Raw genomic sequence first — 26,727 nt, 5'->3', positions numbered from 1 at the left:
CCGGTTGATACAATGGATATAGAGCTTATAGCTTTCGAAAGCATGGGTGTTAGATCTCAAGCTACGTTCATACAGACCTATTCAGCAAACATATTCATAGATCCTTCAGCAGCTCTAGCACCAAGAAGATTTGGACTTCCACCACATATCTATGAAGCTAGAAAGCTTCTAGAGAAATTCGACGAAATAGAGAATCTGGTTAAGGATAGCGATATAGTTGTGGTAACACATTACCACTATGATCACCATGATCCTGGACGATTCATGGATCCAGATATCTATAGAGGTAAAGTTATCTATGTGAAAGATCCTGTGAACAGCATAAATGTTTCACAAAAGATTAGAGCCTCGATATTCCTTAGAATTGTATCCGATAGAGCTAGAACCATATCTATAGCCGATGGAAGATCTATAGAGCTAGATAAGACACGTGTAAATTTCTCACATCCGTTACCCCACGGCGAAGAGGATACGCTTGGCTACATCATTAGCGTATGTATAGAAGACAGAGATAATGTTCTTCTCTATACATCAGATATAGAAGGTGGACCTACGCATCACCATAAATCTCTAATAGACTTCTGCAGAAAGGCTGGTATAGCTATAGTTGATGGACCTCCAACGTATCTCTTAGGCTACAGATATAGTGATTCCAGCTTTAGGAACTCAATAAGATTTCTCACAGACCTTATAAATCTAGATACGTTAAACATCATCATACTCGATCACCATATGTGCCGGGAACTCGACTACACTAGTAAGATAGATGAACTATTAACTGAAACCATTAATAAAGGTAAACAGATTACCACCGCTGCACAGTTTATGAATATAGAGCCCGTGTTTCTTGAGGCTAAGAGGAGAGAACTTTTCCATATAGAACCTGTTGATGGCTTAAATATGCTTTCCTCCAGATATAGAATCAGTAACAATGATTTAGGATCCTTAGGTGATAGCTTGTGAGGATCCTGGCTATAAGCGATATCCATAGTTATGTAGATCTACTGAGAACAGTTTTTGAGAAAGAACCAGGCATAGAGGTAGTGGTGTTTTCAGGAGATATAGCTCCCTATCAAGCACCGTTTAAGACTCTAGATCTCATTAAGCGAGCTATAGATATAGCAAAGATGTATAAAGTTGAGCTGCTTATAGCTGTACCAGGAAACATTGATATAGCTGATCACTACGATAAAATAGTAGATAGCGTATTTGTGAACCTGCACAAGAAATTCATAGAGTATAGAGAATACATATTCATGGGTTTAGGAGGCTCAAACAAAACACCCTTTAGATCACCGTTCGAGCTACAAGATGAGGACATAGAGAAGATTCTCATGAATATATACAATTCGTTGAAGAATGTGAGAAATCCATCAAAACTTGTTCTGGTTACCCATGTCCCTCCATATGGAACCAACTGTGATCGTATATATACGGGAGAAAACGTGGGATCAATAGCACTTAGAAAATTTATAGAGATAGTGAGACCTCTAGCAATATTCTGTGGACATGTACATGAATCTAGATGTGTAGATAAAATTAACGAGACTATAGTGATTAACCCTGGACCTCTATCGAAAGGTTTCTACACAATTGTGGATATAGATTCTTCAGGAATCAAAGTGCATCCAAAATCAATTAAATAACTTAAGAATAGAATAAAAACATTGTGTAAAATCTATGTTCAGCTACATCATTCAAGATTATTAGGGCTATACAAAGAGCGATCAGCATTAATAGAGTATATTTAGTAAAACAATAGGTATAAGGTATAGAATGTAAAATCGTAGCTTCTGGATTATTAGCCTTAGTGTTCCACCCTACTTTTCAACCAATTCCTTACTACTTCGGCATCTCTATAGCCAGATTCATCAATAATGTCTAGATATGATGTAAGCAAAGTTGTGGGAATCAACATTACAGATGTTTGAGAAATCTCTACAATTATATCGTCTAGAGCATATATAGCTACAGAATCGCCTGTATCTAGATGAGTGTATAGTCTATCTATTGTTGGTATAGTCTCTAGAACTGTTTCAAAAACACAAGCACAACACTCACCCAATACTCTTATACCTATTGGTAGAGATTGTGTAAGTTCTTCGACACATCTTGAGGATGGAGAACAAGAGGAGCAGTTGATCACTATATCGTCTATCTCTCTATAGATCTTCTCGATAATGTCGATCCACCTAATACCCACTACTACTACACCCTATACTTATCTAATGTAACTCCACCTAGAAACTTCTCTGCTTCTTCTCTATTTAAGCCTATGAATGTCTCTGTAAGCTTTACGATAGTCTCTCTAACAGTCTCTATAATCTTGCTCTTTTTGTTGCGCAAAATATCTGCTACAGTTTCCCACGGTAAACCCTGTAGAACTTTAGCTATAGCCACCATTTCTTCAAATCTATCCAAATTTCTACAACTTTTTGGCAAAAGCCAGTAATATTTGACAAGCCTAACAATAACATCGTTGCACGATTCGTAAGTCATGTATCCATTGATATAGCTTAAAAGTCTGTCGACCTGTATAGCTGTAAGTTCATCTGTTTTCATGCATTCTTCTCCATCTTTTTTGTAGCGATATTCTGTGTTCAGTAGTATGTGTGCTACCTCTACCTCTAGATCCCTATAGGTATCGTATAAACTGTCGATCACCTTCATTTTGAATTCCTTGTTTAGTAACTCGACTATCTTGCTCCATGTATCTGTAAGAGGCTTTATCAAGAGAACAGTATATTCAGCACTAACAGGATTTCTATCAGGAGAAATATGTACAGGCACAAATTCATTTTTGATCCAAAACCTGAGAAGCTCCTCGGTAGCCCCAAATCCGCTCCCAATCCAATCGTAGTTTCTCTCTAAAGCTTCTCTGATCAACATTGACAAGAAATAGGAACCTATACCTCTTCCCTGAATTTCTGGATGTACAGCTATTCTGACTATCCTCCATCCTCTTCCGTTACCGATATCCCTTAGCCTACCGTGCTTGAGCAATCTATCGGGAATAATGTTGCCGGGTATCTTACCTCCTCTCAATAAAGAATCTATGTAGTTGATTGGTATAGGCCCTTCTTCTGCAAGTTGTGCTGCTCCTACAATCTTTCCGTTAGGGAGAGCCAAGCCTCTAACACTATGGTGAGGAGCATCAGCTATCATACCTAGATCGTCTGGCTCGTTCCTATAGTGTGCAAGAACATAGATACCGAACAGGCTCCTCAAGATCTTCTCCCTCTCTATAGTGAATAGGTCTGATACATCAGGTTTGAGGTATATGAATTCCTTCTTCTCTATGTATTTCATATCTTCTTCTGTAAGCTCATCTGGTTCTGCATCAAGAAGAAGTACACGAAAGACCCATCTCTCTATAGGATCATGTCTGCTATACCTTATGGGTTCCTCCATCTCGTATATCACTAGCTTTGTTTTTCGGTCTTCCTTAATCCTTTTAAGGAACCTTATGGAGAAACCTCGACCTGCACCTTCGTATCCATGGATAGTTGTTGCAAATATTGTTCTCTTAAACTTTAACCATATCTTGTGAATCAATGGAACAGGTATCCCAGCAGCTTCATCAACGGCAACAATATCTACATCTTGTTTAACTACAGCTGCAGGACTCCAATACTCTATACTGAATCTTTCGCTCTTAAGCTCGATAACCGTATCCTCTTTCTTCATAATCTCGTATCTTAGCCCTAGGGTATCCAGAGCCTTCATAGCAAGCATCATAAGTGATTGCACATTAGTTGCAGCTGGTGCTGTAACAGCGATTCTGATCCTATTCCTATGCTTAAGCATGTTCTGAATCAAACCTGCTAACGCTATACCTATGGCACAAGATTTACCCCTACCTCTATCAGCTGTAAGAACTACGGACACCCGTATGTACGGATTCTTAGGGTTATCGATAAGATTCTCTATAGCGTTTATAGCATTAACCTGATCTTGTGTTAATGCTAGTTTGTAGAGATCTTTAGGGAACATTGTATTGTTTGGAATGGATATAGGCTCTATTGTTTCGCTAGGGATATCCTCTTCATCAAATTTCACGATATTATCTCCATCGACGTCATATACATAGATACCTTTGCTTGCCATAGTTATTGTCTGAAACCATCTAGTAAAAACATTTCTAGGTTCTGGATACTGTGGAACAGCTAAAGACATCTGGAAAAGATTTCTCCTGTTGACCCATTCACTCCATTTAGGTGTAAAAGCTATAATTATGCCTCCTCCTTCAACCACATTTACAAGTCTACCAACATCATTAGGCTTCAAACTGTTTACAAGATCTATTACAAGAGCATGGGATGTGATACCAAGATACTTTTCAGAATTTTCGTAAACAGCTATCTCGAGCTCTACATCAAGTCTATGCTTCTTCACATACCTTTTGATGAATCTTTCAACAATCATCCTCCTGTAGAGAGCGTCATTGAACTCATCATGATATACGTAAAGAATCTTTATGCCCTTTCTCATGTTCCCTATCCATTTAAGGTAAGATAGAAGTATATCTACACATAAAACTCCCTGTCTTTCTGCATTATCACCTGCAAGTATTACCATTAATCTATATCTACCGTTTAACGCTTTATTAAGCTCTTTACGGAAACGTAACTTGAATTCCTTAAAATTTTCTGTTATGTAGCTAGGTGCACGTTTCGTTAAATGCTTGAGATTATTAGACAACACTAATCACAACCTTATCGCAAATAATATATGATAAGAAGATAAAATTGATTGATCAGAGGCTACATGTAGAGCATTTTTCTTGTCAGTTCTTCTCTAACTCTTTCATATGCTTGAAGACCTTCTGCTGTGAGACTAGGCTTAATCTGCTCCATAGCTTTCCTGAAGTACTTATAACCTATAGGTCTAGGTCTTATATCTTCTCTAAGTGCAAGCATTACGGCTTCTCTGACGAGATTCTCTATGTCTGCTCCACTGTATCCTTCTGTCATTTTAGCTAATTCAATGAGATCAACATCTTCTGCTAAAGCTATCTTCCTTGTATGTATCTTGAGAATCTCGTATCTAGCTTTAAGATCTGGTGGAGGTACGTAGATGATTCTATCAAACCTACCGGGTCTTAGAAGAGCTGGATCTAGTAGATCAGGTCTATTGGTAGCACCTATAACAACTACACCTCTGAGAGGCTCTATTCCATCCATTTCTGTTAAAAGCTGATTTACTATCCTATCCGTAACACCCGAGACATCATGGCCCCGCATAGCGGCTATAGCATCTATCTCGTCAAAGAATATCAAAGCTGGTGCAGCTCTTCTAGCACGTCTAAATATTTCTCTGATAGCTTTTTCAGATTCACCTACCCATTTGCTCAAAACCTCAGGTCCTTTAACAGCAATAAAGTTTGCACCACTTTCTGTAGCTGCAGCTTTTGCTAACAATGTTTTTCCACAACCAGGAGGACCATAAAGAAGAATACCCTTGGGAGGCCTTATACCGGTTTGCTCAAATATTTGAGGATATTTTAAAGGCCATTCAACTGCTTCTCTAAGCTGCTGTTTAACGTTATCAAGACCGCCTATATCATCCCATCGGACTTCTGGTACCTCTATAAGTACTTCTCTCATAAGCGATGGAGCTACATTACGCATAGCGTTAAGGAAATCTATCATTGTTACCTTAAGTTTTTGAAGTAGCTCTGAAGGTATGGGTTTATCTAAATCTATTGCATGACCTTTAAGAAATCTCCTTAAAGCATTCATAGCAGCTTCCTTCACTAATGCAGATAGATCTGCACCTGTATAGCCATGAGTAATCTCCGCAAGTTTATCTAGATCGACATCTTCTGATAGAGGTACATTTCGTGTATGTACCGCTAGTATCTCTCTTCTAGCTCTTCTATCTGGTGGAGGTACCTCTATCTCTCTATCAAATCTACCAGGTCTTCTTAATGCGGGGTCAACAGCTTCGGGCCTGTTGGTAGCACCTATAACAACTACTCTACCTCTCTCTTTAAGACCATCCATAAGCGTTAGAAGCTGTGCTACAACTCTTTTCTCGACCTCGCCAACAACCTCCTCTCTTTTAGGTGCAAGAGCATCTAGCTCATCTATAAATATTATTGCTGGAGCATTCTTTTCCGCTTCTTCAAATATCTGTCTAAGTCTCTGTTCGGATTCTCCATAGTATTTAGACATTATCTCTGGACCATTTATAGCAATAAAGTAGGCGCCCGTTTCATTAGCAAGAGCTTTTGCTAACAATGTTTTTCCACAACCAGGAGGACCATAAAGAAGAATACCCTTAGGCGGATCAATACCTAATCTCTCGAAAAGCTCCGGATGCTTTAGAGGTAATTCAACAATTTCTCTAATCTTTTCCTTAACTTCCTCGAGATCTCCTATATCTTCCCATGTAACTCTTGGAACACCAGCAGGAGCTACTCTAGCAGGCTCAGGCCTTATAACTATCTCAGTCATTTCAGTAATATATACAATCTGATTTGGTATAGTTGATACAACTCTAAGTCTCAATGGATTTCCAAAGTAACCAAAATAAGAAACAACAACAATATCACCTCTTATCAAAGGCTTCTGAAGAAGATCTCTTTTAACATATTGAGCAAGATTGCGAGCATAATATTCCTTATATCTTGGATCATAATCAGCTCCAAGAAAATCACCTTCAACAAAAGCTAATATAACCTTTTGTGCAGGTACTGCATGAGCTTTTCTAACCCTAACAACATCTCCTACACTAACACCCAATACCTCCCTCATGAATCCGTCGATCCTTATAATCTCGTAATTCTCGTCCTCAGGATATGCATTCCATGCTAAAGCTACTGTAACACCTTTACCGCTTCTGATCTCTATGTAGTCGCCAGGCTCTAGCTTAAGCTCTATAAACGCTTTTCGTGGCAATCGAGCAATTTTTCTACCAACATCACGTTGTCTAGCAGATTCAACTCTTAAAGTAATCTCATTCTCTGTAGCCAATGCACTAACACCATTACCTAGATCTCTAGAAGTCACAAGGTATATAAGTTTATAGATGAAGACATATAGATGTATATTGGATATAAAGATGTGGAAATTGATTTAAAAAGAGGATAAAAAGGATATATTATACGTCGTAACTAACTTTTACATCCTTCTTTGTGTATTTAATTGTTGCTTGTGCTGCTGCTAGTCTTGCTACAGGTACTCTGAAAGGTGATGCAGATACATAGTCTAGTCCTGCTTTATACAAGAACATTATTGAGTCTGGATCTCCTCCGTGCTCTCCACAGATCCCTATCTCGATCTTCGGGTTGTTTTCTCTAGCGGATTTTACTGCTATCTCTATGAGTTTACCTACACCTTTTACATCTAGTGTCTGGAATGGGTTGTTAGGCAAGATCTTTTCCTGTAGGTAGAATGGCATAAATTTGTTCTCTACATCATCTCTACTGAAGCTGAAAGCTGCTTGTGTCAAGTCGTTAGTTCCAAAGCTTATGAAGTCTATCTCCTTGGCTATTTCGTTCATGGCTAGACAGGCTCTAACTGTTTCAACCATTGTTCCTATCTTCACGTTTAGTTTAACTCCATATCTTTTCTCAACATCTTCTAGAACAGGTAGTATTGCTTTTTGCTTCACGTACCTGATTTCATTTACATCTGATACTTGTGGAATCATTATCTCGACTATTGGGTTGTATCCCTCCTTAACTAGTTCTGCTGTAGCCTCTAGTATTGCTTTGGATAGATAGTAGTAGATCTCTGGATTAGTTACACCTACTCTAACACCTCTATGACCAAGCATTGGGTTAGCTTCTTGTAAAGCTCTTACTCTTCTCAATAACCACTCTTTCTCCTTTATAACATTCTCTGAAGCTCCTCTGGCCTTCAGCTCATATATTTCTTGAAGAACTTCCTCAGGTTTAGGTAAGAACTCATGGAGCGGTGGATCAATTAGACGTACAATTACAGGTTTGCTGTTCATTATCTTGAATATACCTTTGAAGTCTTCTTTAATCATAGATGCTAGAGGTTCTAGATTCTTAACTCTCTCTTCTACCGATTCAGAGAGGATAACTTTCCTCAGAAGCTCTAGTCTTTCGGGTTTCCTAAACATTCTCTCTATTCTAAGTAGTCCAATGCCTTCTGCACCAAACTTGAGGGCAACTTCAGCATCTTCAGGTACATCAGCATTAGCTCTAACGCCTAGCTTTCTAACTTCGTCAGCCCAGTTCAGTATCTCTGCGAGCTCAGGTATTAAGCCACCTTCTATAGTCGGAACTATACCTAGGTAAACATTACCTGAGTTACCATCTATTGTGATCCAGTCGCCTTCTTTAACCACGATATCTCCTACCTTAAAGTGCTTTTCTTCCTCACGTACATCTAGAGCTTCAGCACCAACAACAGCAGTTTTACCTATAGCTCTAGCAACAACAGCTGCGTGACTTGTCATACCTCCTCTACTTGTGAGTATACCTACAGCCGCATAGAATCCGTGGACATCGTCGGGTTTAGTCTCTATTCTGACAAGTATAACCTTCTTACCCTCTTTAGCCCATGCAACAGCATCATCTGGATGGAAAACAATTTGTCCACTTACAGCTCCAGGTGAAGCTGGTAATCCTTTGGCTATTGGTTTAGCTTTAGCATTTGGATCTATCCTTGGATATAGAAGCTGTATCACGTGTTCTGCTTTAACTTTGAGTATCGCTTCCTCCTTCGTTATTATGCCCTCCTTAACCATGTCAACAGCTGTTCTAACCCTAGCTAGTGGAGTCATCTTGGCATCTCTATGCTGTAGGAAGTAGAGCTTACCTCTCTCAACTGTAAACTCAATGTCTTGAACTTCTTTAAGTGCTCTTTCAAGCTGTTTTGATGCTTTATACAGCTGATCATAAAGTTCTGGGAACATCTTCTTGAGTTCTGCAACTGGGAAAGGTGTTCTAATACCTGCTACAACATCTTCTCCTTGAGCGTTTGGAAGGTACTCTCCATAAAGCTCATCTTCACCAGTAGCAACGTTCCTAGTGAATACTACACCAGTTCCGCTATCCCATCCCATGTTGCCGAAAACCATTGTGACAACATTTACAGCTGTACAGTGAGCTATATCTGGTGTAACCTTATTGAATATTCTATAGTAAATAGCTCTTGGGTTCATCCACGATCTAAAAACAGCCTTTACTGCAAGCTCTAGCTGTTTCCATGGATCTTGTGGAAATTCTCCCCAATTCTCTTTAACTATGGCTTTGAATTGGTTTACAAGTTCCTTGAGGTACTCAACAGACCTCTTCCATAGATTTGGTGCAAGTTCTCTAGGTGGTTGAGCATCTAGCCTAGGTGAATAAGTCGGGAACTTAGCCTTCACATTAGCTATCTCGTCTGCAAATCTCTGTGTAACCTCTTTAACATATTTCTCGTTAAGCTCTTCAAAAACCTTATTGAATAATTTCTCGTCTATACTAAGAACTATCTTACCGAACATATTGATGAATCTTCTGTAAGCATCATATGCAAACCACTCGTTATTGGTTAACTTAGCCAAACCCACAACAACTTCATCGTTTAGACCAAGGTTTAGGACTGTATCCATCATACCGGGCATTGAGATAGGTGCACCACTTCTGACAGATACAAGTAGTGGGTTATTTGGGTCTCCAAACTTCTTGCCCGTCTTTTGCTCAATTATTTTGACATTTTCTACAACCTGTTCCCATAACCCACTGGGTAAACTTAGGGAGTTTATTATGTTCCACACATTCTCTATAAGCTTGTCTCGAACTTCTGGCGGAGGATTCTTCGATAACTCAAACTCTATGTAGTCTACTTCACTCTTTCTAGGAGCATAGAAATCTACACATGTTTCTGTAGTTATTATGAAACCTGGTGGAACAGGTAGTCCTACTTTAACCATTCTTATGAGACTTGCTCCTTTCCCTCCAAAGAGCCTCTTGTTCTCAGGATCACCTTCTTCAAACTGGTACACATATTTCTTTACTGGATTGCCCATGCTTTTCATACCTCACGATTAGCCTTACTATGTTTAGGATTAATAAGGCTTATTGCTTTAAATCCAAGATGCATGAAACAATATTTATAAAATACTTGTGTATAACATGTGTATCACATCAGAACTCCACAGGTGATAGTTATTAGCATAAGGTTTATAGGTAAAAATACCTCGGTGGGAAACGGGACTGTTCTGGGGAATAACGTGAAGATCTATGGTTCTACACGTATAGGCTCTAATGGGTTTATCGACAACAACGTAGTTATAGGCTACATAACTCAAGATAAACTGCTTAAGATCATTAGAAGCGGTTATGCAGGTTTACTTGACGAAATCATTGACGATATAAGTAGCGGAGCAAGCATAGGTAATAACGTTATTATTCGTAGTGGTACAACAATATACGAGGATACATCTATAGAGGACGACGTTATATTTGGACACAATGTACTTATTAGAGAAAGAACTGTAATCAGATCTAGATGCAAGATAGGTACAGGCACAGTCATCGATGGCAATGTTGATGTAGGAATGAACACCATTATACAGACTTACGTATATATACCGCCTAAGGTTAGGATAGGATCCAACGTATTTATAGCACCAAGGGTTGTTTTTACAAATGATAGATATCCACCGAGTAGAAGGATTATAGAAACCATAATAGAGGACGGAGTAGTTATAGGTGCAAACACTATAGTAACCCCTGGAATAGTGATCGGTAAAGAAGCTGTCATAGCTGCTGGATCTGTTGTCACAAAAAGTGTAGAACCGTACACCGTTGTGGCGGGTATTCCTGCCAAACCTATTATGAGTAGAGATGAATATGAAGAGAAAAAGAAAAAATATGAATTGAACCATATTTTTCCATACCGCTAATAATGCACAGACTTTATAAACACATCTATACATTACTATTATACGGGGATAGAATACATACAATGTGGTTTAGTACTGGTATGACTAAGGGACTTAGACGTGTCTAAGCAGAAGACTTTGTTAGAATTCATCAAGAAGAACAGATCTGGAGACCAAGAACCAGAAAGCAGAGAATCTCTACCAATTGGTAGTAGAGAGAGCGAAATAGTGTCTAAATCTAAGGTCAGTAATGTAAACAGTACTAATGAATTCAAACAATCCGAGCAACAACCAGTAGTCCCGTATAGTGAAGAAAGTGTGTGGAAGAAGCTTATACACTCAGGTCTGAGGGTGTATATACCAAACAACATGGATCTGGATAATGTAAGGGTAGTGAAATTCTATAGCTATCCAAATAACGTAGATAGGATTGATTATGCTTTTCTTTTAGATGTAGATTACAATGGTGATGTTGGTAAAGCTGTCTTAATATTCTACGATCCTATACATCACACACTCTTGCACTGGTATGATAAAACAGGACACAAGCCTTACTTCTTAACGGATCTTCCACCCGATAAAGTGAGTAAGATCCCAGAAATTGTTAGACACAAATCTTTCGATTCCATAGAAACAGTCGAAAAAATCGATCTTCTACATGAAACAGTTAAACGATTCACAAAAATTGTAACAAAAGATCCTCTTGCAGTAAGATCACTTAGAACCAAAGTTCCAGCTGCATGGGAAGCGGACATAAAGTATCATGTGAACTACATCTATGATCGTAGTCTAATACCCGGCATGCCTTATAGAGTAGAAGGTAACTCGATTGAGGAAATCATTGAGGTGGACAAGGAGCATCTAAAGAGTAGTTTAATTAATAGTCTAGGGATAAGTAGATCTGAAAGTATTGAAACAGCAATCAACTTGGCTAAGCTCTTTGAAACTAAATGGGTATCGGCTAAACGTATTGCCATAGATATAGAAGTGTATACACCATTTGAAGGTAAAATACCTTCACCAGATCAAGCCTCGTATCCAATAATGTCTATAGCTTTTGCATCAAACGATGGAGTTAGAAAAGTCTTGGTGTTGTATAGAGAAAACCTCAAGATGATACAACCTTTACCAGAAGACAATGTAGAGATAGAGATATTCGATAACGAGGTATCGATAATTCTTGAGGCACTGACAATACTTTCTCGATACCCTATAGTCTTAACATTCAATGGAGATAACTTTGATCTACGGTACCTCTACATAAGAGCAATCAAGTTGAATATCCCCAATGAATTCATAAACATAAAAGTGAAGAAGATATTGAAAGGCGGTAAAGTAGAATATGTGGCTAAACTATCTTCAGCTCTCCACCTAGATCTCTACAAGTTCTTCAGCAATAAGGCTATACAAGTATATGCATTCGAAGGTAGATATAGAGAAGTTAATCTTGATTCAGTTGCACAAGCACTCTTAGGCGTAGGTAAGGTTCAGCTTGACGAAGAGTTAGGTAAAGTAGATCTATCAACACTTGCCAGATACAACATCAGAGATGCCCAAATAACGTTAGCTCTAACCACTTTTTCAGATGAACTTGTCTGGAAACTTATGTTGCTCATTATGCGTATAAGCAAACTTGGACTAGAGGATGTTTGTAGAACAACGGTATCTACTTGGATCAAGAACCTATTTTATTGGGAGCATAGACGTAAAGGATTCATTATACCACGTAAAGAAGATATATCTATGCTCAAAGGAAGGAAAGTTACTGAAGCCATAATCAAGGGAAAGAAGTATGCAGGTGCTATTGTTATCGATCCACCACAAGGAATATTCTTTAATGTTGTGGTTCTGGATTTCGCATCATTATATCCATCAATTATAAAGAGATGGAACCTAAGCTACGAAACAATAGATCCTGATAAAATCCCGTGTAATAAGGTTGACAATGTAGTTGATGAAAAAGGTAACGTTGTTCATAAGGTTTGTATGGATAACGTAGGCATAACATCTGAAATCGTAGGACTTTTAAGAGACTTTAGAGTCAAGCTATACAAGAAAAAAGCAAAAGATAAGAACCTAGATCCACTATACCGTAGCTGGTACGATGTTGTTCAAAGAGCTATGAAGGTGTACATCAATGCTGCCTATGGCGTTTTTGGAGCTGAGACATTTCCACTCTATGCTCCTTCAGTAGCTGAAAGTGTTACTGCCTTAGGTAGAAGGGTCATATCTACAACAATTAGTAAAGCTGAGGAACTAGATCTAAAGGTTCTCTACGGGGATACCGATTCTCTATTCATATGGAATCCTGGATCATCAAAACTTGAGGAACTCAAGAAATGGGTTGAAGAAACTTATGGTCTTGAACTAGAGATAGATAAAACATATAGATTTGTTGCATTTGCTCTCAAAAAGAATTACGTGGGTGTACAATCGGGAGGAGATATAGATATTAAGGGTATGATGGGTAAGAAAAGAAATACTCCAGACTTCATAAAGAACCTATTCACAGATATAATAAAACAGATAGCGAGTATAAATGAGCCTGAAGATGCTGTAAAGGTTATCGATAACGTTAAAAACACGTTAGGGAAATACTATCTGCTTCTAAAGAATAGACTTTTGACACTAGACGAAGTAGCTTTCCACATAGGTTTGACAAAAACCCTATCTGAATACGTAAAAACTACACCTCAACACGTTAAAGCCGCTCTTATGCTCCAGAGATACGGTATCGAGATATCTCCTGGAGATATAATAACCTATGTAAAGGTTAGATCTAAAGAAGGTGTAAAGCCCATACAGTTAGCGAGAATAGGAGAGATAGATGTACAAAAATATGTTGAAGCAATGAGGTCTACGTTAGAACAATTGTTTACAGCTCTAAACCTTAGTTGGGAAGATATAGCTGGGGGATCAAAACTAATTTAGATGTCCTCAATCCCCATCCACCACACTAACAATATTAACATGTATGCAAAAATAGTTCTATGGTAGTCATAGAACTAGCCTAGAATGTAAATTCACCTCATATCTTCATCTATCTTGATACTAAATCACATTTTTGAGCTACCAAAAACTCTATCTATATCAAAACTCCGCTTTCTGAAACTATAATATATTTGAATAAGTAGCTACTAAGTGCAACCATTAACTTGATCGGCTAAGGTATTCCATGATATATCACACATCAAAAACTTTTTAGAGCTAGCCAAGGTATAGTCGACTTGGTGTAGGTAGCCATGAAACAATTACTCGCACCATTAATTGTCATAGTAATAATTGTTATAGGTTTTATTGGAGGATATCTCTACTATTCAAATGCGGCCAAACCATCAACAGCTACGATAACAAAAACAGTTACGATAACAAATATTGTTACACACCATCACACAGTAACACAACACACACATCAATCAATAATGACTGTAACAGAAACAATAGAGACCACAAAGCTATTTACTTTTTATACCACGTATACGGAAACATTAACTAAGACCTTGGTGGATACCTTGATTAAGTTCACAACTATAACAGCGTCTCCCGAAATCAAACTTTCGTATCCGTTGAGATCTTCAACCGAACTAGATGTTAATGGTGATAATACTGTAGATGCTTTTGTTGAAATTAATCCGTGGAATATGAAGAGCTACAAAGGGACACAACAAATACTAATAGACCTTATTAGACGCATTATTAAAGCTGAATTTAATTTGACAGATATACAGCCAGTAGAATGGGTAAATGGTTATCCTGAAGTATATATAGGTAGAAAACCTTGGGGAAGACGATACGCTAATGGTTTTGGAGTCAAGTTTCCAATGAAGATTAGTGAGATGACTCCTTTCGTTATATCCTTCCACATATGTATAGAAGATATAGAGCCTTCAATGAACTTCAATATAGCTGCAGATGCATGGTTAGTTCGACCTAGTGTAGCAAATAATCCTGGTACATCACCTGGAAATGGTGATGTAGAGATAATGGTTTGGATCTATAGACAGAATCTTAATCCAGCAGGAAGAAAAGTTGGTGAAGAAATTGTGCCTATAGTTGTTAACGGCTCAAGAGTTGACATAATCTTTGAGGTATGGAGAGAAGATAGTGTTTCTTGGGGTGGTTGGCAATACATAGCATTTGTACCTAAGGAAATAAACATCAAGTGTGGTCATGTTGCTTACGATCCAACAGTCTTCGTTAATATCACAACTAGGTATTCAACGTTCAACATATCTAGTCACTATCTATTAGGTTGGGAGATAGGAACTGAATGGGGTACCAGATCATCTAACGGTATTGCAAGATTTGTGTGGATACTAAGAGATTTTACTGTTTTGCCTAGTGTAACAATATAAATATACTGATTTTGGACACCTTTACCTCATCAACAAGCATCAATATATAGAGTTTATTGATTATAAGTTGGATGTAACTTCATGTTCATTTCTATTGTTTGTTTATCATTATGATATACAATATGAAACCTACTACATGAGATTTATCTTGATCAATGCTTCTCTATCTTCTTTCTCTAGTTTGAACGACAATATTGAGTTTCTATAGCTCTTTAAATCTAGAACATTTTTGCCTTTTGATAATGTATATACATCTTGTACTATGCTAGTCGGTGGTAGAGATAAATCATACTCATATATATAGATCTTGTTATCCTTATTACTCAATATCTCTATAGAAGGTTCTCGATAACCTGCTGTAGGTATTCCTCCAAAGGTTCTGTTCTCTACTTGGAATCCTCTGATCACAAATTTTAGTGGAGGATTTCTATTGACTATATCTTGGTCTAGAATTGTGAACCCTCTGAATCCAGCATCTATTGGTAGAGCATCGTATCTAAACGTATTCGCCATAGTATCATAAGCTACAATGAGCTTGTCTTCCACGGATTCGAAACCCGTTATTCTAGCACCAAAGATACCAACTATCTTGGCTATCGGTGGTGCAATAAATAGCAGAACAGAAGGTGCTACTATAGTATTTGTAGCTTTTGAAAGAATTCTTTCATACTCGTTGGTAGACTTTATAGTTGCTTCTGAATAGCTATTGAATCCAACAAGTATTCCTCCAGCAAATGGCTTAGCCATAGACCTTCTAGGGGTATATCCAGACAATCCAAAATCAAAAAGTCTATAGAACACTATAGGCTCAATAGATTCATCTACAGGATTTCCAACCAATAATCCTCCACGAATGAATAGAAAGAATCTTCCATAAGCCGATGTAGCTGAACCTGGTAATCTCCACGAAACTTCACCACCATCTATACTCATCTTGGCTATATCTTTTAGCTCTAGATACCTAACCTTATCCTCAACTAGATCCACACACTGTATCCCTATAACACCATCAATCCAGTCCTTAAACATATCGAAACATATATGGTCATAGAAGTACGAACCTTTTTGTGCAGCTACACTAGATAGCTTCCTATAGTTTCCTCCTTTTCTATCAATCTGATATACACCTAGATTAACCATACCATCTCCTCTAGCAAGCAGAAGTCTATCTCCCGCTGGATCATACACTATTTCACTTACTTCACCAACCCAATCTGTTTCATGATTTAAACATTCTTTCCATAGAAGTTCAACTCTAGCGTTATATACATCATATGAGTGTATATGACTACACTTGTTCTTAAACGATATATAGGAGCCCATACCATTCTTTCTACCTACATAGACAGCTGGTGCATGAACCCATCCACCAAAATATATGTATTCATCAACAACATCAACAGCATTATATGTATCTCCTCCAGATCTAGGCCCTGGACCTACAAGCTCATATCTATAGACCTTTTCATTGTCATTAATGAAGTGTGCTTCAGCTTCAAAAGCTAATGTAAAGTATAGTGTTTCCTTATAGTACTTGAGCCCAAATATACCTCCACTACCCCATTCAGGGCCATATCTTGGAGGAAACACCCCACCTAAGTTATTAAGGATTTTGGACATAGGGATCAAGCCCCCGTAACAGACCACAACATGAAGCTATGTGACATTGTATCCATAACATATACTAATAAAATTAAAATGATATCGATTAAAATATTTTTAGACACGTAATGCTCTATATTCTAGACAATCTATTCAAGCTTTATAGACAGAACCTCCTTCTTCATATCTTCTACATATCTTTTAAGTTTCGCTACAATCTCGGGATACTTTAGACTAAGTACACGTAGAGCAAGAAGTGCTGCATTCTTCGCACCACCTATACCAACTGTTGCTACTGGTACACCAGGAGGCATTTGAACAATAGATAAGAGTGAATCTAATCCATTTAGATGTTTTGAAGGTATAGGTACTCCTATCACAGGTAGATGCGTTAAAGCTGCAACCACTCCAGGCAAATGAGCTGCTCCACCTGCACCAGCGATTATAACCTCTACACCATTTTCAGCAGCATTTTTAGCAAAATCAAATGTAGCTTCAGGTGTTCTATGTGCTGAAAGAACCTTTATCACAACCTCTATATCGAACTGTTTAAGTAGCTCTACAGCTTCCTTCATATACTCCCAATCACTCTTACTACCCATGATAACAGCTACCTTAGGCATCAAAATCACCACATTGGGCTATTATAACCTGGATTTATAGGATTTATATATACATAAGACGTTAAAATTAGAATTAAACATCCAGTAATTATTATCACTAACGCTGTACCCAACAGCTGTACGGTAGTCTAGTTCTAGCTTCAGTACCTAGGAAGAATTATGAAGTTCTGAATTAGTGTTGCATCTTATCAATATCTTTCAGAAGCTTATCTACTGAACAACAAGTAACTGGTTCAATTTATTAATTTTATACATGTATATTCTTGTTTAAAGACCATAAAAATTTTTAAACTCAACCCTAGCGCCAAAGTTCGTGTGAGAATATGCCGGAAAAGAAATTACCAACAGAAAACAGTAGTGTGTTATCCGGCACTAGAACAAGAGTTCCAGATATAACGCCTATAAGTGGTCTTTGTGCACTATGTGTATATAATTGCCCTATACTATGTGAAGTAGGTAAATCAGCTATTAGAGGAAGAGAGGTTCTATATCCTGAGCCAGAAGAATTTGGATTGAGTACAGCTGCAGCCAATAAAGACTTTGGACTTGATTGGTCTGATCTACAGCTTATACCAAGACTCTCAGAAGTCTTTGGTATTGAGCCTATTCCAGAGGAAATGATTTTCGAGAAAGCTGATGTGTCTACCAGCTATGGTAACGTAAATCTCAAGCTACCTGTATTCATTGCAGCTCTAGGCTCTACTGATGTAGCTAAAAAGAATTGGGAAGGACTTGCTATAGGTGCCGCTATATCTGGTACAGCTATTGTTGTAGGCGAAAATGTTTGCGGAATGGATAAGGAAGCTATATTCTCTAACAATCAAGTGGTGTACTCTAAGGATCTAGAGTTCAGAGTTAAGACGTATAGAGAGCTTTGGGATGGAAAGTACGGTGATATAGCTGTCCAGAACAATATAGAAGATGAGACAATGGGTGTGGATATCTATGCCGCATCAAAGCTAGAGGTAAATATCATAGAGAAGAAGTTTGGACAAGGAGCTAAATCCATAGGTGGTGAAGTTAGAGTAAGAGATCTTGAGAGAGCTATAGAGCTAAAGAAAAGAGGATACATAGTCATCCCTGATCCTGAAGACAAGAGCGTCCAAGAAGCATTCAAGCTAGGCATAGTGAAGAGTTTTGAAAGACATAGCAGGATAGGTAAACCAGATCCTCAACACTTCTTGGAGAGAATAGATCTATTGAGATCTATGGGAGTCAAAAAGATATGGATAAAGACAGGATGCTACAGACCTATAGACATCGCATTCGTGATGAAGATTGCAGCACAAGCTAAAGCAGATGCCATTACATTCGATGGTGCTGGAGGTGGAACAGGCATGTCTCCGGTACCCATGATGAACGAAAGCGGTGTACCAACAATATATCTAGAAGCATGGGTATTGAAGGCCTGTGAAATAATGAAAAAGAAGGGTATGCATATACCAGACATAGCTATGGCTGGAGGATTCTCTAATGAACATCAAATAGTTAAAGCTATAGCAATGAGCAATTTCGGTGACAAACCCTATATAAAAGCTGTAGCAATGGCTAGAGCACCAATACTTGCCGTTATGAAATCTAGATACTTCATAGAACTCTCTAAGAAAAATGCACTTCCACAGAATTTTGTCGAGAGATACGGATCTAAACCAGAATCATTCTTTGCATCGACATATGAGCTTGTAGGAAGATATGGCGCACAAAACTTAGAGAAATTAATAGAAACAGGTGCTGCTGGACTTTACACGTACTTCTTAAAAATCGCAACAGGTATAAAGATCCTCATGGTTGGACAGAGAAAATATCGATTAGATCTGCTAGATCGATCAGATCTAACATCATTAACAGAAAGAGCTGCAAAAGTAACCGGTATATCGATGACAGATGAAGTAGATAAAGAATTATTCGAGTCTATACTCACCAAATAGAATGCCGAGTACCGCATCTAAAAATACTATAATTTCATTAACATTTTTACATCTAGATCTGCACGCCTCCTAATGTATGTAGATCCTATCCCGATATTATTCATGTAAATAAGGAGCAGAATTACTGTAGCTCAAGATTAAGTAGGTTTAGGGATGTATTGAACATAGAAATAGCTACAAATCATTGATACGCTTGATATGTCTAGCTTGGTCGGCTATACAATATAGGTGATACATGTAGAGAGTTTTTAGACCAGCAATATAGATACTCAATCATGTTATAGTACCTTTAGTGCTTTGCATACTATATGTTCTATTCTGATAAATATTTATATTCTCTTCTAGGTATCTACATACTGAATATGGGTGCAGATAATGATTGTATGGATGCCCCAGATACTTGTTATTAAGAGAGATGGTAGTAAAGAGCCATATGTATACGAAAAGATTGTTGTTTCTTGCTTAAAGGCTGGCGCTACCTTAGATGCTGCTCGGAGAATTGCTACATTCGTTACAGCTAAACTTATATCAGAAGGTAAAGAAGAGGTTAGCGCTAAAGAGCTTACAAAGATAATTCTCGAACTTCTTAAAAAAGAGAATGATGAATGGTACCGTAATTGGATATTATTCGATAGAGCTGTAAAAAGAAGGAAGACTGAGGAAGAGCTTTCTCAATCAACATAATTTTTCATCTATCTCTATAGCTTCTGCATTATTATTGACATGCTTTGATATAGCTTATCCTTCTGTCCTGTTATATGAGTTAAAGTTATTATCTTTAAGTTTCAGCAAATGTATACTGAATCCTAGATAAGACATTGGGTTAGACTTATGTCTATTCCTAGATCTCTTGAAGTAAGGATAACTAGAGCTATAGTTAGAAATACAATGAAGGAATGGCTAGATTTGAGTAATACTGATGTCGTTATAGTAGGTGCAGGTCCTTCAGGTATGACTGCCGCTAAATATTTAGCTGATAGAGGTTTACGGGTTCTAGTTCTTGAACGTAGACTTAGCTTTGGTGGTGGTATTGGTGGTGGTGGTATGCTTTTCCACAAAGTTGTTGTGGATAATTCGGTTTTATCTATACTAAAGGATTTCAATATAAAGTTCTATAGAGATGAGGAAGAAGACCTCTACGTTATAGATGCTTCAGAGCTTATGGCTAAACTAGCTGTCGGAGCTATTGATGCAGGTGCAAAAATATTCCAAGGAATCCATGTGGAGGATGTTATATATAGATCTGATCCTGTTAGAATAGAGGGTGTTGTTATTCAGTGGAGTGCCGTAATTATGTCTGGTCTACATGTAGATCCTCTATTCATAAGATCTAGAGCTGTTGTAGATGCCACAGGACATGATGCAGAAGTTCTGCAGATAGTTGCTAGAAAACTACCTGAGGCAAATATAGCTCTACGTGGAGAGAAATCTGCTTATTCAGAACTATCAGAAAAAGTTGTTGTAGATAAAACAGGAAGAGTTATACCAGGGCTATATGTTTCTGGTATGTCTGTTGCATCACTATATGGATTACCGAGAATGGGTCCTATATTTAGTTCTATGATTTTATCTGGCAAGAAACTTGCGGAAGTAATTTCAGAAGATCTAGCTAGCTAGAGGTGCCATACTGTACAGGTTAAATCAATACTTTTAACTAAACCATCTATGTAACATTAATCGAGTCTAGATCCTTTTATTCTGCTATAACACTACAGAGGTACAGAGTGATGATTCCTAGACCAGACTGACTAGATGAAGAGTCTCTGGAGACTGAACATTATACATAAACGTTATACGTAAAGCTTTAATAGGGGAAAAGATATAGAGAAGTGTGGCTGGGGATTGATATGAGCCAATGGTAGATATACCTAAAAGATATCTGGATGAAATTCTACCTAGCTACTGGTACAATATTATACCGGATTTACCTAAACCATTACCACCACCAATGGATCCAGAAAATGGTTCCTCACGAATAGAATTGCTCCAGAAAATAGTGCCTAGCGAAATCTTAAAACAGCAGTTCACAGTTGAGCGATACGTAAAGATCCCCGAAGATGTTCTAGAGAAATACAGAATTGTTGGTAGACCTACACCTCTCTATAGAGCCATAGGATTAGAGAGGTATCTAGATACATCAGCTAAGATATACTTTAAATATGAAGGTGCTCTACCCACAGGTTCCCACAAGATTAATACAGCTATACCGCAGGTGTATTACGCATATATCGAAGGCATTGAAAGGATTGTAACAGAAACAGGTGCAGGCCAATGGGGTTCTGCTGTTGCATTAGCTACATCTCTGTATAGAATTCTGTCAACTGTGTTTATGGTTAGAGTTAGTTATGAACATAAACCTAGTAGAAGAGCCCTCATGGAGTTCTATGGAGCAGAAGTAATTCCTAGTCCATCAAAATTAACGAACTTTGGTAGAGAAATACTTAGTAGAGATCCAGAGAATCCTGGGTCTCTCGGAATAGCTATAAGCGAAGCTATAGAGTACACGCTTAGTCATAGATACAGATATGCTATAGGTAGTGTTCTAGATGTTGTTCTACTCCATCAAAGTGTAATAGGTTTAGAGAGTATTAAACAGATGGAAATTGTAGGTGAAGAACCTGATGTAGTTGTAGCTTGTGTAGGTGGTGGAAGTAATTTCGGTGGATTAGCGTATCCATATATAGGGCTTAGAAACAATGGTAAGAGATTTATTGCTGTAGCTTCAGCAGAAGTACCTAAGTTTAGTAAAGGTGTATATACATACGATTATCCAGATACTGCTGGAATTCTACCACTTATTAAGATGATTACACTAGGTAAAGACTTCATACCACCACCCATCTATTCTGGTGGATTGAGGTACCATGGATTAGCACCAAGCTTAAGCTTACTAGCTAGAGAAGGAGTTATCGAGTATGCTGAGATTAGCGAAAGAGATGTCTATAGAGCAGCCAGAATTTTTGCAGAAACACAAGGAATAGTACCTGCACCAGAATCCGCTCATGCTGCTAAAGTAGTCATAGATATTGCTCTAGAGGCAAAGAAAAGAAATGAAAAACCAGTCATACTGTTCAATATGAGTGGTCATGGATTACTAGATATAGAGAACTACAGATCTATGATGATTAGATACGGAAAGGAATAGACTTGCAGAAATCTAGAGGTGAGTGTATGGGTAAATATCTCGTAGTCTATAATACATTGGGATTTCCATCAATAGATAAGTTCCTACTATTCTTAAAGGAAGCAAGAAATAGGGGAGTCGACTTCTTTGAGATAGGCATTCCACCTAAATTTGCTAAATACGATGGTCCAGTAATAAGGAGGAGCTATAGTCGTATTAAGTGTTCTATTGTAGATATATGGGAAGTGCTCAAAACTGTTCGAAAGAATACAGATATTCCTCTAATAGTTTTGACGTATCTTGATGATCATGTGGAGAATCTTGGAATGTTTATAGAGAATCTACACGCACTTGAGATAGATTACGTTCTCTTCCCAGACTTACTCATAGACTACGTCGATAGATACCAAGACATAGTCAAAGAGGTTGAAGACCACGGACTAAAGGTAACACTATTTGTCTCTCCCTCTATGCCTGATAAACTTGTAGCAGAAGTGTCTCTACTGACTCACCCATTTCTGTATTATGGCTTAAGACCTGCTACAGGTATACCGATACCCATAGATCCTATTGCCTTAGTCAAAAGGGTTAGAAGACTCACCAACAACGCTCTCGTTGTTGGGTTCGGTTTGTCGATAAACGATATAGCTAAGGTTTTGGAAGCAGGTGCTGATGGTGTTGCTATTGGCACAGCTATTGTTGAAGCTTTGGAGAATGACGGAGTAGATCAGGCATTAAGAATTGTCGAAACTGTTAGAGGTGTACTGGATGGACTATAGAGCAATACTGAGTAAGCTCATTAATGGAGAAAAACTGAGTGAAGAAGATTCCATGTCTATAGCGCTAAGCATTATGGATGGAGAAATACCGGACATTATTGTTTCAGCCCTTCTTGTAGCTCTAAGGATTAGAGGAGAATCTGTTGATGAAATTGTCGGCTTTGTTAAAGCTATGAGGATGAAGTCTCTGAAGATACCTTGTAGTTATGCTATAGATATTGTTGGAACAGGTGGAGATGGTATTGGAACATTAAATGTTAGTACATCTTCAGCAATACTTACATCGATTGTCTACCCTGTTGCTAAACACGGTAATAGAGCTGTAAGCGGTAGAAGTGGTTCAGCAGATCTCTTAGAATTTCTCGGATATAGGATAGAGATAGAGCCTAATAGAGCAATAGAATTGATAAGTAAAACCGGGTTTGTATTCCTATTCGCGCCTCTATACCATCCAGCCATGAAGAGAGTAGCACCAATACGAAAGATGCTAGGGATAAGAACAATATTCAATGTGTTAGGTCCTTTAACAAACCCTGGAGGAACCAAGAAACAAGTCATTGGTGTATTCTCGAAATCTTTTGCCCATGTTATAGCCCAAGCCGTTGCTCGTCTAGATTTCGAGAAGGTACTTGTCATACATGGTGAACCCGGTATTGATGAGGTAAGTCCTTCGGGTTTAACACATGTGTATGAAGTTAAAGGATCTAGAATCGAATACTATACACTACAGCCCAATGACTTTGGAGTAGAAAGTATACCTATAACGCGACTCACAGTCTCTGGTGTTGAAGATTCTGCTACTAGGATCTTAAGAGCTGCCAAAGGTCTGGATAGAGATGCTAAAGTATTTATAGAGATGAATACAGCTTTAGCACTATATGTAGCAGATATTGTCAAGAGCTTTAAGGATGGTTTTGAATATGCTGAGAATCTTCTACCAAAATTAATAGATAGAATAGAAACATTAGTTCAAATTAATGGCGATATAGATAGATTTAGATCTCTATTGGTGAAAATTCTATGAGGATAAAGCTGAAGATATGTGGTGTGGCTAATCTAGACGATGCTTTAGAGATAGATAGAATAGGTGTAGACTTCATAGGTGTTGTAACAGATCCTGTAAGTCCTAGATACGTATCAGAAGAATTTGTAGCCAAACTAAAGAATATAGTTTCAACACCTATCGTTAGCGTTAAAGTACATGGAGCTATAGATACATTAGTTAATAGTTACGCAGACTATATACAGATACATAGAATCTTAAAAGACAGTGAAATTGAGACTCTATCAACATACAATACAAAGAGGTTCATACTATATGTACCTGCATCACTAGACTATCTAGACTATTTGAAGAAAGTACAAAAGTACCTCAGTCTAATACTATTTGATTCACCAATAAAAGGTGTGCCCAGTAATCCTAAGGTACTGAGAATTCTTCTTGATTACCATAGGGATGCTGGAGTAGCTGGAGGCATCACTCTAGAGAATGTACACGAGTTCCTAGAGCTAGAACCTAGATGGATAGATGTCTCTAGCGGTGTTGAGATCCATCCCAAGAAAAAGGATTTGGAAAAGATTAGAAAGCTTAAAGAGGTTGTATATGAATGGAGAAAATGAACATGAAGTACATGCCCAATATTGAAGACGCTATAAAGTGTATAGATGGAGAAGAAGAGATCTTTGCTGTATATGAGGATCTTGCTCAAAGAAGCTATAGTATTATTGTATGGGGGGTTAAGAACACTGTGAGAGGAAGCCATGAAGATGTTCTTGATGAACTTAGAACTAGTTTAAAGAAGGTTGAGATACGTAACCATATGTATCCACTAGATATAGGTTTGATAGGATACGTAGGGTATGATGCTGTAAGACTGTGGGAGAAAATACCGGATCTCCGTCCCTATTCAGAGGAATGGAATTATGTAGAGTTCTTCGAGCCCATGAACATAGCCATATATGATTACAGTAGAGGGTCTATTTATATCGATGGAGATCCCTATCAACTAGAGAAATGTAGAGGTGGATACAGTAGAGGAAATGTGAGAGTCGAATTTTATGATTCTTCGCTAGATGGTAAAAGATTTGAAGAAGCTGTTGAAGAGACTCTCAAGTACATCAAGAATGGCTATGTTTTTCAGGCTGTTTTATCGAGATTTCAGAGATATACCTATAGAGGCGATGTTGTTAATCTTTATCTAAATCTTAGAGAGATAAATCCATCACCCTATACATACCTCATAAAATTCGGCAACAGGGTTGTATTGGGTGCTAGTCCAGAACTTCTCTATTCGTATAGAAGAGGTATTGTTGAAACTTACCCAATAGCTGGTACAAGACCCAGAGGAAGAACCAACAATGAGGATGGAGTACTTGAGGAAGAGCTTCTTAAATCAGAAAAAGATAGAGCTGAACATCTTATGCTCGTAGATCTCGCTAGAAACGATCTTGGAAAAGTATGTGTACCTGGTACAGTAAAGGTCGAGAAACTTATGTATATAGAGAAGTACAGCCATGTGCAACACATGGTATCGAAAGTTGTAGGTATAGTGAAGAAGAGATATGATGCTATAGATTTAATGAAAGCATTGCTACCCGCAGGAACTGTAAGTGGAGCTCCAAAGCCTTTTGCAATGAAGTTGATAGAAGAATTAGAAGAATACAAAAGAGGTCCTTATGCTGGAGCTGTAGGATTCTTTACATCTTCTGGTGAAGCTGTAATGGCTATAACTATCAGATCCGCCTTCATATATAAAGATCTTGTAAGGATACAAGCTGGGGCAGGTATTGTATACGACTCTAAACCTAGAATGGAATATGAAGAAACAGAACACAAGCTTGCAGCACTAAAAGTGGCTCTAGGCATTATCGAGAGGTGATTGTATTGGAGCTTATTCTCGTGATAGACAATTATGATAGTTTTGTGTACAATATAGCTCAAATAGTTAGCGAACTAGGTGCTATAGCTATTGTTGTAAGAAATGACGAGATATCTCTATCAGCTATAGATAGAATAAATCCAGACAAAATAATAATTTCGCCAGGTCCCGGAACTCCCGAGAAAAAAGAAGATATAGGTATATCTCTAGATATTATAAAGAGATACTGTAAATCCATACCTATTCTAGGTATATGTCTTGGACATCAAGTAATAGGTTACGCATTTGGAGCAAAAATAAGAAGAGCTAGAACAATTATGCATGGAAAAATAGATACCATAAAGATACTGAATGAAGATACCCTACTTAAGGGTATCCCAAAGATAATTAAGGCAACTAGATACAACAGCTTAGTTATAGATAATGTGTCTAAGGAGCTTGTTATAGACGCTATATCTCTAAATGATGGAGAGATTATGGCTATACACCACGTAGAATATCCGATATATGGTCTTCAATTCCATCCAGAAAGCATAGGTACAGAGCACGGTAAACAGATATTGAAGAATTTCATAGATATGGTGTAGCT

The 26,727-nt window shown here is 37.9% G+C and carries 20 protein-coding genes; 14 read left to right on the top strand and 6 right to left on the bottom strand.

Going from position 1 to position 26,727, the window contains the following annotated elements; translation table 11 throughout:
- Window positions 1-12: 12 nt before the first annotated feature.
- Together QXK50_00910 and QXK50_00905 are read left to right on the top strand one after the other, a co-directional pair.
- Window positions 13-963 carry a hypothetical protein gene (locus tag QXK50_00910; GenBank protein MEM2007723.1) on the top strand — a complete coding sequence of 317 codons (951 nt, stop codon included), beginning with the start codon at window positions 13-15 and terminating at the stop codon, window positions 961-963.
- Window positions 960-1,646 (top strand): metallophosphoesterase family protein, encoded by a 687-nt coding sequence (locus QXK50_00905; protein MEM2007722.1) that lies wholly within the window; start codon window positions 960-962, stop codon window positions 1,644-1,646. Before QXK50_00910 ends, QXK50_00905 begins: the two co-directional genes overlap by 4 nt.
- A gap of 161 nt (window positions 1,647-1,807) precedes the next feature.
- Here the strand turns inward: QXK50_00905 and QXK50_00900 are convergent, their stop codons facing one another.
- The 4 genes from QXK50_00900 to ppdK form a co-directional block, all read right to left on the bottom strand.
- Window positions 1,808-2,203, bottom strand: coding sequence for a hypothetical protein (locus QXK50_00900; protein MEM2007721.1), 396 nt, complete (start codon window positions 2,201-2,203; stop codon window positions 1,808-1,810).
- Between the two features lie 5 nt (window positions 2,204-2,208).
- Window positions 2,209-4,701: a tRNA(Met) cytidine acetyltransferase TmcA gene (locus tag QXK50_00895; protein ID MEM2007720.1), complete on the bottom strand. Its 2,493-nt coding sequence runs from the start codon at window positions 4,699-4,701 to the stop codon at window positions 2,209-2,211.
- A gap of 62 nt (window positions 4,702-4,763) precedes the next feature.
- Entirely contained in the window at window positions 4,764-6,977 is a 2,214-nt protein-coding gene (locus tag QXK50_00890) for a CDC48 family AAA ATPase (GenBank protein ID MEM2007719.1), read from the bottom strand.
- A gap of 127 nt (window positions 6,978-7,104) precedes the next feature.
- Window positions 7,105-9,990, bottom strand: coding sequence for a pyruvate, phosphate dikinase (gene ppdK / locus QXK50_00885; protein ID MEM2007718.1), 2,886 nt, complete (start codon window positions 9,988-9,990; stop codon window positions 7,105-7,107).
- Between the two features lie 108 nt (window positions 9,991-10,098).
- On the opposite strand from ppdK, the gene QXK50_00880 reads away from it, so the two are divergent.
- The 3 genes from QXK50_00880 (at window position 10,099) to QXK50_00870 (ending at window position 15,203) form a co-directional block, all read left to right on the top strand.
- Window positions 10,099-10,869, top strand: coding sequence for a DapH/DapD/GlmU-related protein (locus QXK50_00880; protein MEM2007717.1), 771 nt, complete (start codon window positions 10,099-10,101; stop codon window positions 10,867-10,869).
- A 99-nt stretch (window positions 10,870-10,968) separates the two neighbouring features.
- Window positions 10,969-13,779 (top strand): DNA-directed DNA polymerase I, encoded by a 2,811-nt coding sequence (locus tag QXK50_00875; protein ID MEM2007716.1) that lies wholly within the window; start codon window positions 10,969-10,971, stop codon window positions 13,777-13,779.
- Between the two features lie 311 nt (window positions 13,780-14,090).
- Entirely contained in the window at window positions 14,091-15,203 is a 1,113-nt protein-coding gene (locus tag QXK50_00870; protein MEM2007715.1) for an endoglucanase, read from the top strand.
- 132 nt (window positions 15,204-15,335) lie between these two features.
- Here the strand turns inward: QXK50_00870 and QXK50_00865 are convergent, their stop codons facing one another.
- Together QXK50_00865 and purE are read right to left on the bottom strand one after the other, a co-directional pair.
- Entirely contained in the window at window positions 15,336-16,823 is a 1,488-nt protein-coding gene (locus QXK50_00865) for a DUF2139 domain-containing protein (protein MEM2007714.1), read from the bottom strand.
- Window positions 16,824-16,954: 131 nt separating this feature from the next.
- A complete protein-coding gene (gene purE / locus QXK50_00860; protein MEM2007713.1) occupies window positions 16,955-17,428 on the bottom strand; it encodes a 5-(carboxyamino)imidazole ribonucleotide mutase in 474 nt (157 codons plus the stop codon).
- A gap of 323 nt (window positions 17,429-17,751) precedes the next feature.
- Here purE and QXK50_00855 point away from each other — a divergent pair, with 323 nt between their 5' ends.
- The 9 genes from QXK50_00855 (at window position 17,752) to QXK50_00815 (ending at window position 26,725) form a co-directional block, all read left to right on the top strand.
- Window positions 17,752-19,356 carry a glutamate synthase-related protein gene (locus QXK50_00855; GenBank protein ID MEM2007712.1) on the top strand — a complete coding sequence of 535 codons (1,605 nt, stop codon included), beginning with the start codon at window positions 17,752-17,754 and terminating at the stop codon, window positions 19,354-19,356.
- A gap of 375 nt (window positions 19,357-19,731) precedes the next feature.
- On the top strand, window positions 19,732-20,040 hold the full coding sequence (locus QXK50_00850; GenBank protein ID MEM2007711.1) for an ATP cone domain-containing protein: 309 nt from the start codon (window positions 19,732-19,734) through the stop codon (window positions 20,038-20,040).
- 147 nt (window positions 20,041-20,187) lie between these two features.
- On the top strand, window positions 20,188-20,973 hold the full coding sequence (locus tag QXK50_00845; GenBank protein ID MEM2007710.1) for a sulfide-dependent adenosine diphosphate thiazole synthase: 786 nt from the start codon (window positions 20,188-20,190) through the stop codon (window positions 20,971-20,973).
- Window positions 20,974-21,211: 238 nt separating this feature from the next.
- The gene (locus QXK50_00840; GenBank protein ID MEM2007709.1) at window positions 21,212-22,501 is read left to right on the top strand and encodes a TrpB-like pyridoxal phosphate-dependent enzyme; all 1,290 of its coding nucleotides are present in this window, start codon (window positions 21,212-21,214) and stop codon (window positions 22,499-22,501) included.
- Between the two features lie 26 nt (window positions 22,502-22,527).
- Window positions 22,528-23,259 (top strand): tryptophan synthase subunit alpha, encoded by a 732-nt coding sequence (trpA, locus tag QXK50_00835; GenBank protein MEM2007708.1) that lies wholly within the window; start codon window positions 22,528-22,530, stop codon window positions 23,257-23,259.
- A complete protein-coding gene (gene trpD, locus QXK50_00830; GenBank protein MEM2007707.1) occupies window positions 23,249-24,283 on the top strand; it encodes an anthranilate phosphoribosyltransferase in 1,035 nt (344 codons plus the stop codon). The genes trpA and trpD overlap by 11 nt, the downstream gene beginning before the upstream one ends.
- Complete coding sequence (locus QXK50_00825; protein ID MEM2007706.1) at window positions 24,280-24,879, top strand: hypothetical protein; 600 nt, start codon at window positions 24,280-24,282, stop codon at window positions 24,877-24,879. The genes trpD and QXK50_00825 overlap by 4 nt, the downstream gene beginning before the upstream one ends.
- Complete coding sequence (locus QXK50_00820) at window positions 24,867-26,138, top strand: anthranilate synthase component I (protein ID MEM2007705.1); 1,272 nt, start codon at window positions 24,867-24,869, stop codon at window positions 26,136-26,138. The genes QXK50_00825 and QXK50_00820 overlap by 13 nt, the downstream gene beginning before the upstream one ends.
- Window positions 26,135-26,725 carry an aminodeoxychorismate/anthranilate synthase component II gene (locus tag QXK50_00815; protein ID MEM2007704.1) on the top strand — a complete coding sequence of 197 codons (591 nt, stop codon included), beginning with the start codon at window positions 26,135-26,137 and terminating at the stop codon, window positions 26,723-26,725. The genes QXK50_00820 and QXK50_00815 overlap by 4 nt, the downstream gene beginning before the upstream one ends.
- Window positions 26,726-26,727 lie beyond the last annotated feature (2 nt).

The organism is Ignisphaera sp. (assembly GCA_038831005.1).
Taxonomy (GTDB): Archaea; Thermoproteota; Thermoprotei_A; order Sulfolobales; family Ignisphaeraceae; genus Ignisphaera.
Note: the sequence above shows the minus strand (reverse complement) of the source record. Positions and strands in the feature narration are given on the sequence as shown.

Coding starts and splice junctions, on each gene's coding strand:
- QXK50_00870 (MEM2007715.1), top strand. CDS start 14,091: ATGAAACAATTACTCGCACCATTAATTGTCATAGTAATAATTGTTATA.
- QXK50_00850 (MEM2007711.1), top strand. CDS start 19,732: ATGATTGTATGGATGCCCCAGATACTTGTTATTAAGAGAGATGGTAGT.
- QXK50_00845 (MEM2007710.1), top strand. CDS start 20,188: ATGTCTATTCCTAGATCTCTTGAAGTAAGGATAACTAGAGCTATAGTT.
- trpD (MEM2007707.1), top strand. CDS start 23,249: ATGGACTATAGAGCAATACTGAGTAAGCTCATTAATGGAGAAAAACTG.
- QXK50_00855 (MEM2007712.1), top strand. CDS start 17,752: ATGCCGGAAAAGAAATTACCAACAGAAAACAGTAGTGTGTTATCCGGC.
- QXK50_00820 (MEM2007705.1), top strand. CDS start 24,867: ATGGAGAAAATGAACATGAAGTACATGCCCAATATTGAAGACGCTATA.
- trpA (MEM2007708.1), top strand. CDS start 22,528: ATGGGTAAATATCTCGTAGTCTATAATACATTGGGATTTCCATCAATA.
- QXK50_00840 (MEM2007709.1), top strand. CDS start 21,212: ATGGTAGATATACCTAAAAGATATCTGGATGAAATTCTACCTAGCTAC.
- purE (MEM2007713.1), bottom strand. CDS start 17,428: ATGCCTAAGGTAGCTGTTATCATGGGTAGTAAGAGTGATTGGGAGTAT.
- QXK50_00825 (MEM2007706.1), top strand. CDS start 24,280: ATGAGGATAAAGCTGAAGATATGTGGTGTGGCTAATCTAGACGATGCT.
- QXK50_00865 (MEM2007714.1), bottom strand. CDS start 16,823: ATGTCCAAAATCCTTAATAACTTAGGTGGGGTGTTTCCTCCAAGATAT.
- ppdK (MEM2007718.1), bottom strand. CDS start 9,990: ATGGGCAATCCAGTAAAGAAATATGTGTACCAGTTTGAAGAAGGTGAT.
- QXK50_00910 (MEM2007723.1), top strand. CDS start 13: ATGGATATAGAGCTTATAGCTTTCGAAAGCATGGGTGTTAGATCTCAA.